Here is a 15,835-nt window from a genome sequence, read left to right as displayed (position 1 = left end):
GTCAAAGCTGAAGGTAGTAAGAATTGCAGAATGATATCTTCTGCTTCCTATCAATGTTAGTATGTTTTCTCTTTCTAGTATCATCAGTCAATCAAAAGTTTCTTATGTAATGGCGATAAAACCCTTTGGTCGTTGATTACCTGTAAATCAAACATTATGTTTTGCAAGGCGTTCATTCTTGGCGATGTGTTTCTTGGTGGAAATGTATCTATGAAACGGATGTATTGTTCCTCAATAAAAAATTTGTGGGTAGCCTGTGAGCCGTTGCCCATTTTTCTGAGTGCAACCATTGAGTGCCTGTAAATAATTTTGCGTAAAATAAATTGTTCAACAAAATCTTGAAGTGTATCATTTTCTGCTGTGTGAACTGTCAAGATGCCATCAACCATATTCCCATCCCTTTCTATCTTTTTTCTGCTCATAAATTCTTTCAATGGATGAAGTTGCTCTCTATTATTCTTGAATATTTGAAGCAAAAGCATAAAGCCATATTTTGCTGCCATAACAGGGTTGTTTGTTGCATCAATTTCCCTTTTGATGTTTTCTTCGTCTTCTGTATCAGTGATTAACACCAAAATTTCTGCAAGTGAACTTGTTGGCTCTATGGCTTGCTTTAGCTCTTTGCATATTTCATTTGTAATACTGCTTGAAAATTTCTTTACAAACAATGGCAGATATTGGTCTTGTTGAAAATTGTAAAGATGTTGTAATACAGCCCAAAATATTGTTCCGCAACTGTACTGCCAATACTCATTTAATTGATAGCAGTACCAACCAATATTAGTTTCCGTTTCAGGATAACTATTTGTTCCCAATTTCTTTCGGTAACTTTCCAATAGAAATCTATACCAGTCGTAATTATTTTCATTTTTAACAGCTGTATTTAAGAGTGATAAAATTGTTTCCCTTCTGTGAAAAGTAAAACGTTCTTCCATTTCTTGACTTGGTTCGTCTTTGTCCAAAAGCATTTCCACATATAGTTGCCATTCAGCATTTCCTGTTTCTATCGTCTCAATCGCAAAATATTTTATAAGTTCTGAAATATCAGATTGGTAAAGTTTCCCTTTTTTGATGTTACTGTAAAACAATTCTTTTATTTGTGGTGACAATGAAACTTCAAAAGCCTCGGCTAATTGTTTCCCAGAAACTTTTTGTCTTGGGTGTGGTTTACTAATGTTGTAAATAACATCACCATCATCATTTATTGCTGTAATAATTAAGGAAAGTGCCTGCATTGCTCCGTAATAATATTGTCCGAATGCACCAGACGGATATTTCCAATAAACATTTTTATCGGTGTTGTCCTTGTCTGCTCCGTCGGCTAAGTCAAAATAAGTTTCCTCAGCTGTATTTATTAGGTTTGAAGCAAAGTTACTTCCTGTTATCTGTTGAACTCCTTTACGCTCGCTTTGCATAATTATGGCAATCATCAATTCAGCTCTGCGGATAAAACGGTATTGTTGTTTTGAGTTTCCTTGCTTTTCATTTTTGAAATAAAAATCTAACAGCCAGCAATAAAAACCATAATAACGAAGTCGGTTTGTCAAATTAGAAATACCTGGCAACATAGTAGCATAGGTGGCCTCTGATGTTGTTTGAAGTCCTAACGGGTCAAGTCCAGTGATTAGATTTATTGATGCTCCCCAAAACGGATAATTTGAATTGCCTTTTTGTAACACTGCCATTTAAAAATTAATTTATCAGTAACCTATATTTTTCAAATTTACAAAATAAACTATCGTGAGATTTATATCGTGACGACAAATACTACCTCTCGAAGCCAAACTCTACAACAATCTCCAACACTGCATTAAGCGTCTTTAATTTAGACTTCCACAGAAAAATTGAGCAGATTATGGAAGTTATCGCAATACAAAAATCCGCATTGGACGGAATGAAAAATGAGTTGAAGGAACTTTTGGAAATGACCGAAAACGCAACGAAAAAATACACACCGATTTTCAAAGAAGAAAAGTGGCTCGATAACCAGGAAGTGTGCCTGATGATGAATATTACCAAACGGACTTTGCAGACCTATAAGGACAAAGAGCTTCTGCCATATTCCAAACTGAACCGCAAGAATTATTATAAACTTTCGGATGTGCAGTCTTTGCTCGAAGCCGGACAACCCTACAAATACCAATGACAATGGATTTACTGACGAATGAAGCTGAAGAATTAATAGAACAACAGCAAATGATAATGCAGTTGAGAAATCGAGTTGAAGAAATATTGAAAAACTATCGTCCTGTAATGAATGGAGAAATATACTTGTCGGGCGAAAATGTGTGTAGGCTGCTACATATCAGCAAAAGGACTTTACAGCAATATCGTGATGATAATATCCTGCCATTTATACAAATTGGGGGTAAGATAATTTATAAAGAAAGTGATATTCTAACCGTCTTGGAACAAAATTATGTGACTAATCATAGGCAATGCTTGTAATTAATTTTGTTTTGACTATGTTTCTATCGGAACGACTTTAGTATCTTTGCTATGTAAAATATAGAAATCTTAAAGTGTTTTTACTTTAAGTCCCACATTGAAAACTGGTAATTTTTAGACAACGGGACAATAAGGAAGAACGCTCATGCCATAGGCGTGGGCGCTCGCTTATTCGTTGTCGGGTATACCAGTACCTCAATGTGCGGTAAGTGTAGTTGCCTGCGCTTTCTTTTTTTGTGCAGGAAGCTCCATTAACTCAAAATCTGACAATATTATGGAAACTTGTACATCACAACAAAAAATCACTCTCGCATTTATCAACGATAAAAGCCCTATTTTAGATTTGATTTGCAATGACCTCATTGCTTCAGGAATTGAAGTGTTATCTCGTTTTGAAAGAATTGATGACGGACTATCGAAATTGTTTTCATTAAATGAACTTCCCGAAGCTTGCATCATTGACCTAGATTTTTACGATAACCATATCCTGAAGCAATTTCAAAAATTAAAAAGACAATATCCCACCATAAAACTGATTGCCCATAGTGATATTGATGACGAAAAAGTTGGGAAAGATCTTTTAGATATTGGTTTTTCGAGCTATTTATTGGTTGGTAGCGATGCGGATGATTTTAGAAAAGCCATTGACAAGGCTAAGGCTGCCAATGGCTGAAAAATATTTTAGTTTAAGAGCAGCAAATTCCTCATGGGTGTATATAACCAAACTCTACAGCAGGCAAGTTCTGTAAAGATTGTATTTAATTTGTTGTTCCCTTAAAAATAAGTTTAACAAAAGCTTCGATAGTGGTATGTTCTGATATCCATATTTCAGAATTGACATTAAACCGTATATTCTGATCTTCAATGTTGACCGAAATGCCATCTTTTCCACTATTGAGATTGCCTTTTCTTATTTCTACTTCATTATAGTCGGGATAAATTTTGTTTATCCTGTGGCCTATATTACTTATTACTTTGGCGTGTAGTCTTAGGTATTCAATATCGGGGTCAGTCCCATTAAGAGGAACTACGACCAATGCGTAGTTATCTTTTTCTTCTGTTGCTTTTTGTGCTTGTAAGGGTGTCATGGCTGCATGTTCTTTTCCGGTAGCTTTAAGTTCTATCAACCAATTATTGATTTTGAAACCTTCACGCTCTCTATTTGCATTGACAAGATCAGATGATTCCTCCGTAAGTATATAATCACTACCAAAAGGTCTTCGCTCTATATTTAGGGAAGCTCCCTTAGCCCGTAGATTATCTATGTACTCTTTAAAAAGTATTTCGATTAATTTGCCTATAGATTGGTTTCTGCCGATGAGTTTTCTCTCATTCAGTCTTCTTTCATATTCTTTCTTTATTCCTGGATCACTAAAAATCTCCTGTACCAATTCTGGATCTGCATCACTTGTGATCATATTGGTTATGGCCTTATCCCAGCTTAATCGAAGTTCATCTGAAGGAAGAGTGTTGCGTATTAGATCAGATACACCGACACCCAATTTATTCAGAAAGCTCTGTTGTCTGGCACCACGTATAGTCTTTATCAATCCCTCATCATTCTTTAGAAGTTCGGAGAGATTTTTTGAAGAAGGGGTTTCACTGACAAATTTTGCTTCGCTTCCTTCACTTTGTGTCTTTACATTGATCCAGTTTAGATTTCGGGCACGGTATACCCAAAGACTTTGTCTCAAATAGATAGGATTCTCTAATCCTTCTAGTATGATTTCCTGTTTATCCTCATCAAACAGTCTGTCCTTGTCTACTGCTTCTGTCAGCATAAATTTAAGTCGTTCTAGACTTGACTTCTGTGTTGTGTTACGGCTATATATATGTCCATCAGATGCAGTTAGATAGGCGAAATCTAAAAAGGAAACTTCAAATTTGTATTTAAGCTGTCCGTCCGCATCCCTCAGTAAATTTAGGTCATTTTCATGGACAAGAAGATGCTCTAACAACTTAACCGTGGCATTCTCAGTTTTTATGACTATTGGAGTCAAATGTACAAACCCATTGTTGCTTAGATAAACATAATCGTGAGTTTCTAAAAAAGTATTGTATATCTCATTAAGACAATCTTTATCTCTGATGAGATTGGCATACAGTGGAAATTCGGCTTCAAAGTAAGCTTTGGGAGTCAACAAAAGATGGTCTGTCTTTGGGAAATGGTCATATCCAAAACTTTCCTCATTCTTTTTATTTGCTCCTGTCAATACTTTAAGGTCTTTAACAGTATCTTTATTTTCTTTTACAATAAGCCATTTCAGGAATCTCGCACTTGCTTCTTGGTTTTTTACATGTGCTAAATCTGTTTCCGTCAAATCATTTAATTCTGATTTCAGTTCAGATATCGCATTCTGGATCGAAAATCGCTCTACACTACTGATGCTGAATTCAGTGATCTGTCTCGAAAATAAATGTCTCCCAAAGTTCAGTTCAATTAAATCAGAAATAGCAACAAGTTCGTCATCTTTAGATATATCCCAACTCATACCCTCGGCTTTTCTAAAAATATCTCTTTGGTTGAGTGATATATTGTTACCCAGTGGAAACTGTCCCTTTATTTTAACTACCAAAGGATAAAATCGGTTCAACCAAATGTGACCTTTTATATTCAACGAATCATCAAGTTCAGAAAGAGACTCTTTTTCTTCAATTGTCTCAATGAGTTCATTCATGCCCCAGACAAAATCGAGATCATAAGTATTCTCTACATTCTGCTTGATGATTGCAATTTTTTCAGCTACTCTAATCCAATCAAAAAGCTCCACGTGTAATGGAATTCGAAGGTCTTTGATTTCTGAAAGAAGGTTCCATAACTCTGTAATGTGTTCTTTTTTATCGGAGAAGGATATTGTCAGATCCTTCAGTCTGCTGTATTTTTCATCTACATCGTTATAACGTATAAACTCTTCAGACGCTAGAAGCTCGATAGCTTTGTCCTTGACAGCAGTGAACCATTCGTGATCTATCCACTTAAGGTCTTTGGAGAGATCAAAGCTGAATAACTCATATAAACCTTTTATGTTTTTGCTTTTGAAGAGATTGGCAAAGGATAGCATACTTTTGGTTAATGCTTTGTTTATGATTTCTTTATTGGAAGACTCACTTCCGTCTTCGGATATTTTTTTCAAGTAAATACCATCTCTTTCAACACGAGGGTCAAAATTAGTTGAATTGATAATGAGCGGTATTCCAATTTCTTCAGTTCCAATAAGTGGGAACGTGTAATATAATCGAGGGTAATTGGATGTTAGTGGAAAAATAAATTCTTTATTTTTCTGTAATTCTGTAATTATGCAGGCTTCAAATTTATCATCTTTTTGAATGTACGCCTTTAAGCTGACACATTCAACACTATCCACAACAGTACTGATCTGCCATTCTACAATGCCTACTTCCTCGTGTGTATCGAGTAGAACTTTTGAGAAAGTTTTGATAGTTCCGCTCTCAATTACCGTAACAGATTCTATCTGTTCATTAAAGAGCTGTGTAATAGGGATAAGCTCATCAAGGCAAAGGAGGCCTATTTTTGCAGTTTCCTTTCCATTGGAATCTAGCTCATAAGTGAATAATGTCTGAAATTCGCCTGTGTCGAGATAGCTTTCTTCCCGGATTGAATCGTCGAACTCTTTATTTGATTCTAATTGTAATCTATAAAAATGATCGTTATCTGTAGCATCACGATTTAACAGAAAACTAAAACAACCCTGATTTTCCATAAGTTTTCCAGTGATGCGTACCCTTTTTGAGAGAAGATAAGTAGTCATAAAACCTGTTCCAAATCTACCAGTTTTACCTTCTTTATTACTCTTCGATGACCCTTGTATAATTAGACTCAGAATATCGTCAAGTTCGAATGGATTTCCAGTATGCGAAAAAGAAATCTGTTTATCAGTTATCTCTATCTTAACCCTGATACTTTGATTTTCTTCAATAGAATCTTTTGCATTTTGGAGTAGTTCCCAGAACCAGCGCTTTTCATATTCTTCTCTTTCTTCTTCCCTTGCCTGGATATCTCTATATACACTATCCGCATGTCTAATCTCTGCAATTTCTTTACGCCTTTGTTGTACAAATTCTTTTTCAATCATTTATAGTCTATTCTTAATTTGGATTATTATAATTCAACTATTTTTTACCAATCATCAATGGCTCTTTTCGATGGATTTAAGATCGTTGACTGTTATCAAATTTAATAAAATAAAACCTTGCTTTAACAGATATTAAAACCATAACTAACAAGCGACGTTCTTTTGCTTCTTTTCTTTGGTCGCAGTCTGGCAAGAAAAGAAGTTGGTTTAAACAAAAAATGGGATAAAGAATATCCCACGCAATAATGTCGCAACCTGTTTGGTAAAATGTAAGGAAAGGGAATATGCGGGCGGTTCATTTTAGCAAAGTGGTTGCACCTTTCAAAAGCAAAAAGGCGTTTCCGACCGAAGTGAGGAATTGCATTTTTGCCCGCCGATTTCGATATTTAAGCGACTTTTATCGGTTGGGTGCGAAAATCTTTCAGATTGTGAAAAAATCCTTTGTATTCAGTCATTCCCCTGCGGAACAAGTTCCACAATAAGGAGCAACCCATTTGGGTCAATGATGAATTGATAAACAAATCTTGGTGTTCCAATGCTTCTGCAAGTGAGCAACTTGGCGTGTTGTCCTCTTGTTCGGATTGCTTCAGTAATTCGCCAAATTCATCGGTAACAAATGGCAGGCTTGTCACCGTTTCATACTTTTCAGAATTGGGTTGCTTTATCTCTCCGATAGTAGATAGTATTACTTGTCCTGTATCTTGGCTGTTGCCAAAATCCAACCAATATTTTGGCACATCTTGGTAGTGTCTGCGGTAGCTTATTTCTTTAAGAATTTCAGCAACGCCAAACCTCGCCTGTACGTTATCCACGCACGTAATAGTAATGATTGCCCTTGTTTCTTCGAGCAATCTGCCGAATTTATCCTTTTCAAATTTTACCGTTTTGGCTTTCCAATTTGTACCTGCCCAACGGTTGCACCGATTGATTAAAGCAACGGATTTGTATAATCCTGTTTCACTTTCTGCAAAACGCTGTCTGCCCAAATTGGCACTGGTGATAACATCATCATCCCAAAGGCGGACATGCAACCCTGCGTGTCCCAATGCTATCAAACTTTCGTTTATTTCCATTAAGGCGGTCAATACTTTTGAGCCTGTACCACCTGCTCCGATAAGGTTTACCGAAATTGGATTGGTAGGATTGAGTAAATAGTTGTCCGTAAAATGAACTGCTGTTTTTGTCGTATTCATCACAATAGATTTTTAAGGGTTTTATTATTCTTTTTCAATACCTCTTTAGGAAAGGGTTTATCCGTATTGATAAGGGCTTTCCAAAGGGTTACAATATTTTTTTTCGTTAAGTTTTCACATAATGAATGACTGAAATAAGAATTGAAGAAATAATGTTCCCACGCCTGTATAAATTCCTCAACCGAAGCCGAATTTTTAATGTCAATACTAACAGTACCCATACATACATTGCCCTTTTCATAGATATTGAAGAAAGGTGCATAATGCAATGGCGTTTTCTCGGTGGGTCTTCTGTCGTTTGCCAAAGCAAATACCGAAAGGCTGTTTTTATTGGCAAACCAGAGCATTGGCGGAACTTGTGCCTTGCCATTGGAAATATCTAAACTATCCACAAAATATAGCTGTCTTTGCTGTGCTTTGGTGTACCATAGCACCGTACCTTTTTCGCTCGGATTGATATGCAGAATATTGGTCGGCAAAATCCCCTTTGGTTTTAAAAATGCTTTGCTCTTTTCTTCATCAGTCTTTAACGCCTTTGCCAATAAGTTGGCTTCTTTTACCGTCAAAGGGTGGGCATTGATAGGCGTTCCGTTGCTGTCCATATCGAAATGCTCCACATACATATCGGTATTTGTGCCCATGGTTTCATAGAAAACCAATGCGGATTTTGGGTGGTACAATGTGCCAAAATCGTTGGTTATGTCGTTTACGTTGTTCATTTTCTTTTGTTTTATAAGTCGTCTAATAGTGTGCAGAGGTCGTCCAATAAGGCAAACAGGCGGTTCTCAAAATCAAGGTTGTTCGTTTTTATTTTGCTCCCGTCAAAGGCTTTACCAATGGTAGGTTCTTCCAATACTCCACATTCGTTAAACTCGTTGTTGATGTTTTCTTTAAGGCTTTCAAATAACCAGCCTTTTGTATCTGCGACAAATGAAATGTACTTTTCCATTCCGATTGCTTCGTTTTCGTAATCATCATTGTAAGGGTCTTCTTCGGATATTGGTGCGTTTCGGAAAATGCTTGCGTTCGGATATTCAGTAAAAAGGGCAAACGCATTACAAGACACCTCATGGAATTCCCTGTCGAACATATCAACGCTTATAAATCGGTTCAAGCGCTGTTCAAATACCTTTAGATTGCTACGGTTGAATAGCTTTTGTTCTATCTTATCGCCAATGTATTCAGCATTTCTCAACTCCCTTTTATAAGCTTCGGTTTCGTCCGTTTCCTCGTCCTGTTCTACCCAATCTTTGTGCATTTCATATTGCCAATACAGATAGCTATCTTCTTGCCTGTAATACGGCACATCGGCAATATGGTACAGATAACTACATACTGATATTAAAAGCTGTGCAGTCTTTTTACGTTTCGGGTCTTTGAGCATCTTAAAAAGCGGTATAATAGGAATGTAATACAAGGTTGTACCTGTATTGTATCGTTCCTCACTTGTGAAATAGGTTTTCTTACTGTCCTGTACCAATTTGAAGCTATCCCAATTGATATTGGTACGTTTTACTTTGGTTTCCATATCCCACATAGCCAATGTTATATTGTATGGAAACTCAAAATCCTTGGTCTGCATTGGCTCAATGCTGTAATGCTCGGCAAGTTTGGAAAGGGACTTGTAAAAATCCCTCTCCGTTTTCTGACAAGCCTGTACGGATTGTGCTGTTTTCAGTTTTGGCAGAAACGTACACTTTAGAATACCATTGGTAGCATTGCTATTGGTACGGATTTCTGCTTGTCTTTCTGCACTTGGTTTGCATCTTTTGGTCTTTGTAGCCAATTGGCGAACTCGCCCAACTGTCGGTGCAATTGCCGTTGTCGTTTCTGTTCGGGTATGCTGATAGTTCCCGATATGATGTTGCGTTGCATAATTCATCGTTTTATAATTTTGGTTTAACCTTTCGTACCCATTACGCTCTCAAATTTGTATTCTACTGCATCATCTTTAATTTGCGGTGCAGATGCTTTTGCTGTTGTCAAAATCGGGTACATATTGGCGTAAAAATTCATTACTGCTTCCACGCTCCAACGTGGTTCGGGGTCGGTCAGTCTGATGTCCTGTCCTTTATCTTTGAGTATAAACACTCGCTCTAATTGGGTTGCTAATAACATATTGCTCGTTTTAATTATTAATACTGTTCTTCTTCGTCCGCTTCATCAATAGGATAATCGCCAATAACTGCTTCCTCTGGCGTTTCGGGTGTTACTTCTTCCATTGCTCCGAAAAGGCTCGGTGTGGCAAACTTGTCGGATAATGATGTTTTGCGTTTGCGTATCTCGTCCGCTTTTTCGGGAAACTCCGTCATATCGGGTACTTTCATCCACGCTTCACGGAATTTGCCCTCTTTCTCCAACTCGTCAGCCTTTGCCATAGCATCTTTAAACTTCTTGTCTTTGGCTTCTTTTTCTTTTTTCTCTTTTTCGCTTTTTTCTTTCTCAATTGCGGACTGTTTTTTAACCTCTTCCAATTGCTTTAAGAATTTTTCCATATCCACCATTAAGCCCGATACTTTTTGTATAGGTGTTGTTATCTGTTCAAAAAATCCCTCGTCAAACTCTTGGGGCGTGGCGTTAAATGTCAATGGGGGAATACCGTTTTTGGCACTATCTCCGCATTGTTCGTTGTTAAGCAATACCGTTACAATTAGGTTGCTTTCTATTCCTTTTGAAATGTTCAGTTGCAATACTCCTGTAAAGTCCAACTGCTGTATTTGATTGAAAAAATTTGTGTTCATCGTTCTGAAATTTTAATTGTTGAAGATTGCTTTTTGATTACTGTCAGTTTCTCGTACATATCTATCCAATAGGCTTTTTGTCTTTTGTCGAACTCCGAAAAACTTTTGTCTTCGTGGCGGTATTCTTTGTATTGCCTTGCCATTTTTATGGCTTCTTTAAGGTTTGTTATCTCAATAGGACAACCGTTCAAATCTGTTACTTGCATAGCTTTATGAATGTGATTTTTCAGCGGTATAAACTCCATTTTCATAGTAACCAAATAGCTGTTCCCAAAGCCGTATCAAGCTATTTGTATCTACATAGAAAAATTCCGTTCTATTACAGTAAATGATATATATAGCTTCGTCTTTGTATTTCGTTTCAAGGCTTTGTGATTTAGCTAAACTTTTCGCTTCGTCTATTGATTTTGCTTTCATATCTTTTGTTTATAGTAGGCTACCACCGTTTAAGGCGGTAGCCTGTGGTTATTTAATTAAGGTTTAGGATTTCCGCACCATCTAAGGCAAAGCCAGTACACAATTCAAATGCTTTCTGTGATTTGAGTTGGGCAGTACCACCCAATACAATGCTCTGCAACTTAGCTTCGTCGTTCTTGTAATTTCTCACGTTCTGATAGTACCCTGTCACAGCATTGTACGCTCCGAACAACGTGCCTTTGGTAGTGTCCATTTGCTGTGTATCGCTTATCATCGCATAAGCAAAAGCATCCTCAACGGTGTTTTTGAACACGGTGGAAATTTCATCATCCGCACCTTTTTTGATTAGGTCAAGCGTTTCTTTATTTGGGCAAAGTGCCAATTGGATTAGCTTCCGTACTTCTCGGTCAGTTACTTTTACTTTCGTCCACTCGTTAAAAATGCCCTCTAATTGGTTGCTCAATGTGTTGGCAAGTCCCATAATCTTGTGAGCATTCTCAATACGCCCTTTTGCTCCCGAAGTGTGCTTGATGCGGACTACATTGGTCATGCTCCTTAACGAAGCATTCAACGTGTTTTGACATACAATCCTGATAGGCGTAAATGCGGCTGTAATACTTCCGCTACCATCGTGCGAAGTGGTTAGAAAAATGTACTTTTCCGTAACATCATCGCCATTGCCTACACGGATATAGTTGGGCAATTTGGCTGTGATAAAAATGCGTTCTCCATTACCTAATGCTCCTGCTGTTTCATAGAGAATGCCCTCGCCACCGCCTACAATAGCATCAAAGAAATTAAATGCTTCACGGTTTTGTACTATGTGGTAATCCTTGCCGACTACTCCCAATACTGCATTGTTATCGGTGCGTATGTTGGCGAAATAATTAGGTACTTCTAATTCGCTACTGCCTATTTCTATGCCGTTAGCCGTTTCGATAATGCCCGAACCTTTTGTAAATAGTGGAGATTTTACGACTTCGTAATCTAAACCTGCGTGTTTGATAGCTTCCTCGCTTGTCGGGTATTGCTCCACGATTTGCCCCAAGTTGTGCCACGCTTTTTGCTGAACGCTAAAAAATGAATAACGTCCTGTTCTCTCGTTGAAATTGATATTATGTGCCATAATGCTTAAAAATTTGATGTTAAAAAATGATTGAATACTTGTTGTTAAAATGGGAGGTCGTCTTCTGTTTTGCTATTGTTTGCACCTGTAGTAGCTTGTACCGTTTCCGTTTTTTTGCTACCTCCGTGCAATTTGATTTGAGAGGTATGGAAATTCAGTCCTGCTCTTGGCTCTCCGTCATTACCTGTCCACGCTCTTGTACTTACTCGCCCCGATAGTTCAACCAATGTGCCTTTTGTAAGTAGCTTGGCTACATTCGGTGTTATCCAATAGGAGCAGTCGAAATAGGTTGTTTGCTCTACACGCTCGCCTTGTTTGGTACGGTAGCTGTCGTTGGTCGCTACTGAAAAGTTTACTACTTGTTTGTCCTGTGACGTTGTGCGTACTTCCGCATCTCTTGTCAGTCTTCCTGTGATGTTCATGATTTCTACTTTTTTGCGTTATTAATTTTGTTCTGATTTAATTTCCCTTGATTTATTCGGCAATGAGAGGAGGTGCTGAAGTTTCGTTTCACTCTTTTGCCATTTCCAATGCTGTATTTTTTCATTTCTGACATTTTTTTTATTCGTCTAAAGAGCCGGAGTATGCTTTGTTTCGTTTCATGAGCATAAAAAGGTTAGTGTTTAGCAGGAACAAGGTTTTGTCAAAAAAATACGACCCGAATGGGTGGAGATTTTTTTGCAAACCAGGAGGGCACGACCTTGTTCCTGCGTTAAGAACACGGAAATACCTTTGCTCTTGAAATGGAACAAAAAAGCATATCGGTTCTTGAATAAAAAAACATGTGGAAGCACGTGAAAAAGGCATTGAGGAAATGGCCTTATGATTACAAAATCTGCAATTACATTTAGCAGAATTTATTTTAGTATCTTAAAGTATTGTGGCTTTGGAAGCCACGTAAACGATACTGAAAATATTTGTTGAGGGATAAGATTGGGTAGTTTTTCTGGATGGTTTATTAACACATCCTGCCAAAGCTTTTTTATTGCGTTGGATGGGCACTGGAGGAATAAATGTGCTTTGAAGATTAGTATAGGCTAAAAAAAAAACCGAGGATTATTTACCTCGGCTTTCTTATAATATTATATGCAATTATTTGGTGACATTGAAAAGTTTAGCCATATAAGCTACGGTAAATTCAAAAACCTGCTGTTTTGAGTATTTAATTAAGTTATTGTCATCACCATTGATAAGACTCTGGATATACCTTTCTTTTTGTAGCACCGGAGCGTCGACACCAAATAGCTTTCTCCAGAACATATCAAACATATCTCGGTAGTATTGTATTGTTTTCTTAACCTTTTCATTGACGATTACCGTATTGAGAAAAACCATTCTTTCTGCATTGTCAAATATTTTAAAAGCAAAAGATTCTTCGTTGATGTTTATAGCAGAGACAAAAGTTTCTTGTTCATTTAGTCCATGGAAAGGTAGAAATTTTATTGCTTCTTCATTCTCGTAAACCTGTATAACAAAATCATTCATGAAGACAATAAAAGGGTTTTTATCATCAGTAAATCCAATGTAATTTTCTGTATATATCGCGTTTCCTCCAAGAGTTTGGAGATATGTCACCGAAAGGGGGATGGATGTGTCACCATTTTTTTGGAGGATACTGTGACGTAACTTCTCCTTAAACTCAGGTGAAAACGCCAAAATATCTTCACAGACTGCACTTCTGTACAACTGTATGTGAAAGAAGTTACGAATTGTAACAACATCAGCTTCGCTCACTATTTTGAGACCTGAAAGATCTGCTTGTCGGAAGTGTGGTAGTATGTTTTGAATAAATGGTGTTTCAATATCTGTAAACAGGTTTTCGCAATCACTACAAAATACGTAATCCACTGAAAACGGAATGGATTTCGCATTTTCAATTTCTTCCTCCGTTGGTTTTCTTCCAATTGTAGTCTCGAGGGTCAGCTCATCAAGACGTTGGAAATTAAAGTCTATAAACGGATTGGTATTATCCAGAGCAAAATATAATCCTTTCTCGCGTTCATTACTACCTTCTATGTTAAGACAGGTGCGGATAATTGCATCAGTAAGATAGTGAGTATTCTTTTTGTTTGCTTCGCGTTCAAGACACAGTTTACATAAAGACATAGTTTTTTTGTTTAAAGAATTGTTGTAAGTAAATTTAAAAAAAGAATTTTATTAAAAGTACCCAGCTTCTCGAAACAAACAAAGCAGGAAATCATCCTGCTTTGTTTAGTAAGCAATAATTCTAAACGAGAACTTCTTTCTCCATTTCTGCAAATGATGCTTCCATTCCAGCAAATTTATGCGATACCAAATCCATATCTTTACTTATTTTCTGGCTTGTAATTTTAGCATAAATCTGTGTGGTAGAAATATTTTTATGCCCCATCATTTTACTAAGGCTTTCAAGTGGTACGCCTTCAGTCAAAAACATTGTTCCAAATGTGTGTCTTGCGGTGTGAAAGGTTACTTTTTGTTCGGTAACAATCCCTAATTCCTGAATAAGTTTGTCTATATAACTGTTGCAAACTTTGTTTGTAGGAACGGGAAAAATAAAATCTTTTCGGGTAGCACTTCTATATTTTTCAATGATTCTTTTAGGTATTTCCATCAGTCTTACATTAGAAGCAACTTCAGATTTTTGTCTTCGGCTTATAATCCAGTCATGACCATCAAAAAAGGACTGTATGTTAGTGTTTCTAAGTTGTTTGATATCTATGTAAGATAAGCCCGTAAAACAGCTAAATACAAAAAGATCCTTTACAAGTTCATAATAGTTTTTTGAAGGGCAATGCATTAAAAGAGCTTCGACATGTTCCTTTAGCAAGTAACTGCGATCATTTTCCTTCATGGAGATTTCGTAATCTTCAAAAGGATTTTTCCTGATAAGACCGTTTTTGACAGCTATTTCCGCAACACGATAGAGTGGCATCGTATATACCCAAACAGTATTGTGTGTGCACTTTTTGTCTATTCTAAGGAAGAAATCAAACTCTCTGATAAAATCACACGTCAATTCCCTGAACGCCATGTCATCACGATGATACCTGCTTTTAATAAATTCAGCAACATGGTTATAGACAATTTTGTACTTATAGTAGGTACTTTCGGAGCGTTCTCCTTGTACTACCATTTTACCAAAATCATCATTGTTCTTTTTAAATACTTTCAGCAAGGAATCTTCCATTACACCAACACCGAGAAATGCAAGCTTCAGCTTTTGTGCCGTTACAAAACCCTCGTGTTTCAGCATATCTTCATAAAGGGTATCGATACGTGCCCGTATATTATCCAATTTTTGATTAATACCTAGTGCTTTTGCACTCTTGCCTTCAACTCTTCCGTACTTTAAATCCCAATTATTGAGGTTGATTTCTAACTTAGTTCCCAAAGTCTTAGGTGTCCCATCAATGGTAATGCGTGCCATAATTGGAGCATTACCATTCTTTTTCGGCTCGTTCTTTTTTAAATAGAAAAGTAGCTTGAACGTGGATTTTTTTGTCTGTTCCATAACTCAAATGTTTAATGTTTAAAATTAAATTACATTGAGTTACAAGGGAATATAAAAAATAGCGCAAAACACTGAAATATAATCAGTTATACTGCAAGGTTACTTTGTAAATCGGTAATGAATTAGTAACCTAACTTTGTATTTTCATGACCAAAACCTATCAGACACCGAGTTCCGAACTAAGACTACTGCTTTATAAAACCCTGCATAGCAACGGTTTTAACCGTTTTGCTTATTTTTGCTTTTTACTAATCTTTTTTATCAAAAATTATTACAACATTTAGTAACAAAATCAGTTTTTCAGCAACTATTTAACTATAATT

General features: G+C 36.8%; 16 protein-coding genes. 3 read left to right on the top strand and 13 right to left on the bottom strand.

Annotated elements, in window-relative coordinates; all coding sequences use genetic code 11:
* Positions 1-83 precede the first annotated feature (83 nt).
* Positions 84-1,685 carry a hypothetical protein gene (locus ACWNCI_RS03290; RefSeq protein WP_449387183.1) on the bottom strand — a complete coding sequence of 534 codons (1,602 nt, stop codon included), beginning with the start codon at positions 1,683-1,685 and terminating at the stop codon, positions 84-86.
* A 170-nt stretch (positions 1,686-1,855) separates the two neighbouring features.
* Here ACWNCI_RS03290 and ACWNCI_RS03285 point away from each other — a divergent pair, with 170 nt between their 5' ends.
* The 3 genes from ACWNCI_RS03285 to ACWNCI_RS03275 all read left to right on the top strand — a co-directional run bounded on the left by ACWNCI_RS03285 (position 1,856) and on the right by ACWNCI_RS03275 (position 3,121).
* Positions 1,856-2,146 (top strand): helix-turn-helix domain-containing protein, encoded by a 291-nt coding sequence (locus ACWNCI_RS03285; protein WP_449387182.1) that lies wholly within the window; start codon positions 1,856-1,858, stop codon positions 2,144-2,146.
* Between the two features lie 2 nt (positions 2,147-2,148).
* Positions 2,149-2,448 (top strand): helix-turn-helix domain-containing protein, encoded by a 300-nt coding sequence (locus ACWNCI_RS03280; protein WP_133576201.1) that lies wholly within the window; start codon positions 2,149-2,151, stop codon positions 2,446-2,448.
* A 274-nt stretch (positions 2,449-2,722) separates the two neighbouring features.
* Positions 2,723-3,121, top strand: coding sequence for a DNA-binding response regulator (locus ACWNCI_RS03275; protein ID WP_449387181.1), 399 nt, complete (start codon positions 2,723-2,725; stop codon positions 3,119-3,121).
* Between the two features lie 85 nt (positions 3,122-3,206).
* Here the strand turns inward: ACWNCI_RS03275 and ACWNCI_RS03270 are convergent, their stop codons facing one another.
* The 12 genes from ACWNCI_RS03270 to ACWNCI_RS03215 form a co-directional block, all read right to left on the bottom strand.
* Positions 3,207-6,542 (bottom strand): sacsin N-terminal ATP-binding-like domain-containing protein, encoded by a 3,336-nt coding sequence (locus ACWNCI_RS03270; protein ID WP_449387180.1) that lies wholly within the window; start codon positions 6,540-6,542, stop codon positions 3,207-3,209.
* Between the two features lie 386 nt (positions 6,543-6,928).
* Entirely contained in the window at positions 6,929-7,735 is an 807-nt protein-coding gene (locus ACWNCI_RS03265) for a PRTRC system ThiF family protein (RefSeq protein ID WP_449387179.1), read from the bottom strand.
* Entirely contained in the window at positions 7,735-8,454 is a 720-nt protein-coding gene (locus ACWNCI_RS03260; RefSeq protein WP_449387178.1) for a PRTRC system protein B, read from the bottom strand. The genes ACWNCI_RS03265 and ACWNCI_RS03260 overlap by 1 nt, the downstream gene beginning before the upstream one ends.
* Positions 8,455-8,465: 11 nt before the next feature.
* Positions 8,466-9,617 carry a hypothetical protein gene (locus ACWNCI_RS03255; RefSeq protein WP_449387177.1) on the bottom strand — a complete coding sequence of 384 codons (1,152 nt, stop codon included), beginning with the start codon at positions 9,615-9,617 and terminating at the stop codon, positions 8,466-8,468.
* Positions 9,618-9,634: 17 nt separating this feature from the next.
* Positions 9,635-9,853: a PRTRC system protein C gene (locus ACWNCI_RS03250; protein ID WP_002978317.1), complete on the bottom strand. Its 219-nt coding sequence runs from the start codon at positions 9,851-9,853 to the stop codon at positions 9,635-9,637.
* A gap of 17 nt (positions 9,854-9,870) precedes the next feature.
* Positions 9,871-10,476: a PRTRC system protein E gene (locus tag ACWNCI_RS03245; RefSeq protein WP_449387176.1), complete on the bottom strand. Its 606-nt coding sequence runs from the start codon at positions 10,474-10,476 to the stop codon at positions 9,871-9,873.
* Positions 10,473-10,682 carry a hypothetical protein gene (locus ACWNCI_RS03240; RefSeq protein ID WP_112376282.1) on the bottom strand — a complete coding sequence of 70 codons (210 nt, stop codon included), beginning with the start codon at positions 10,680-10,682 and terminating at the stop codon, positions 10,473-10,475. Before ACWNCI_RS03240 ends, ACWNCI_RS03245 begins: the two co-directional genes overlap by 4 nt.
* Positions 10,683-10,686: 4 nt before the next feature.
* Positions 10,687-10,893, bottom strand: a complete 207-nt coding sequence (locus tag ACWNCI_RS03235; protein WP_449387175.1) for a DNA-binding protein — start codon at positions 10,891-10,893, stop codon at positions 10,687-10,689.
* A 52-nt stretch (positions 10,894-10,945) separates the two neighbouring features.
* On the bottom strand, positions 10,946-12,019 hold the full coding sequence (locus ACWNCI_RS03230; RefSeq protein WP_449387174.1) for a DUF932 domain-containing protein: 1,074 nt from the start codon (positions 12,017-12,019) through the stop codon (positions 10,946-10,948).
* 44 nt (positions 12,020-12,063) lie between these two features.
* On the bottom strand, positions 12,064-12,441 hold the full coding sequence (locus ACWNCI_RS03225; protein WP_217199556.1) for a single-stranded DNA-binding protein: 378 nt from the start codon (positions 12,439-12,441) through the stop codon (positions 12,064-12,066).
* Between the two features lie 670 nt (positions 12,442-13,111).
* The gene (locus ACWNCI_RS03220) at positions 13,112-14,125 is read right to left on the bottom strand and encodes a hypothetical protein (RefSeq protein WP_449387173.1); all 1,014 of its coding nucleotides are present in this window, start codon (positions 14,123-14,125) and stop codon (positions 13,112-13,114) included.
* Between the two features lie 121 nt (positions 14,126-14,246).
* Complete coding sequence (locus ACWNCI_RS03215) at positions 14,247-15,512, bottom strand: site-specific integrase (RefSeq protein WP_449387172.1); 1,266 nt, start codon at positions 15,510-15,512, stop codon at positions 14,247-14,249.
* Positions 15,513-15,835 lie beyond the last annotated feature (323 nt).

It is taken from the genome of Chryseobacterium lineare (assembly GCF_977014045.1).
Note: the sequence above shows the minus strand (reverse complement) of the source record. Positions and strands in the feature narration are given on the sequence as shown.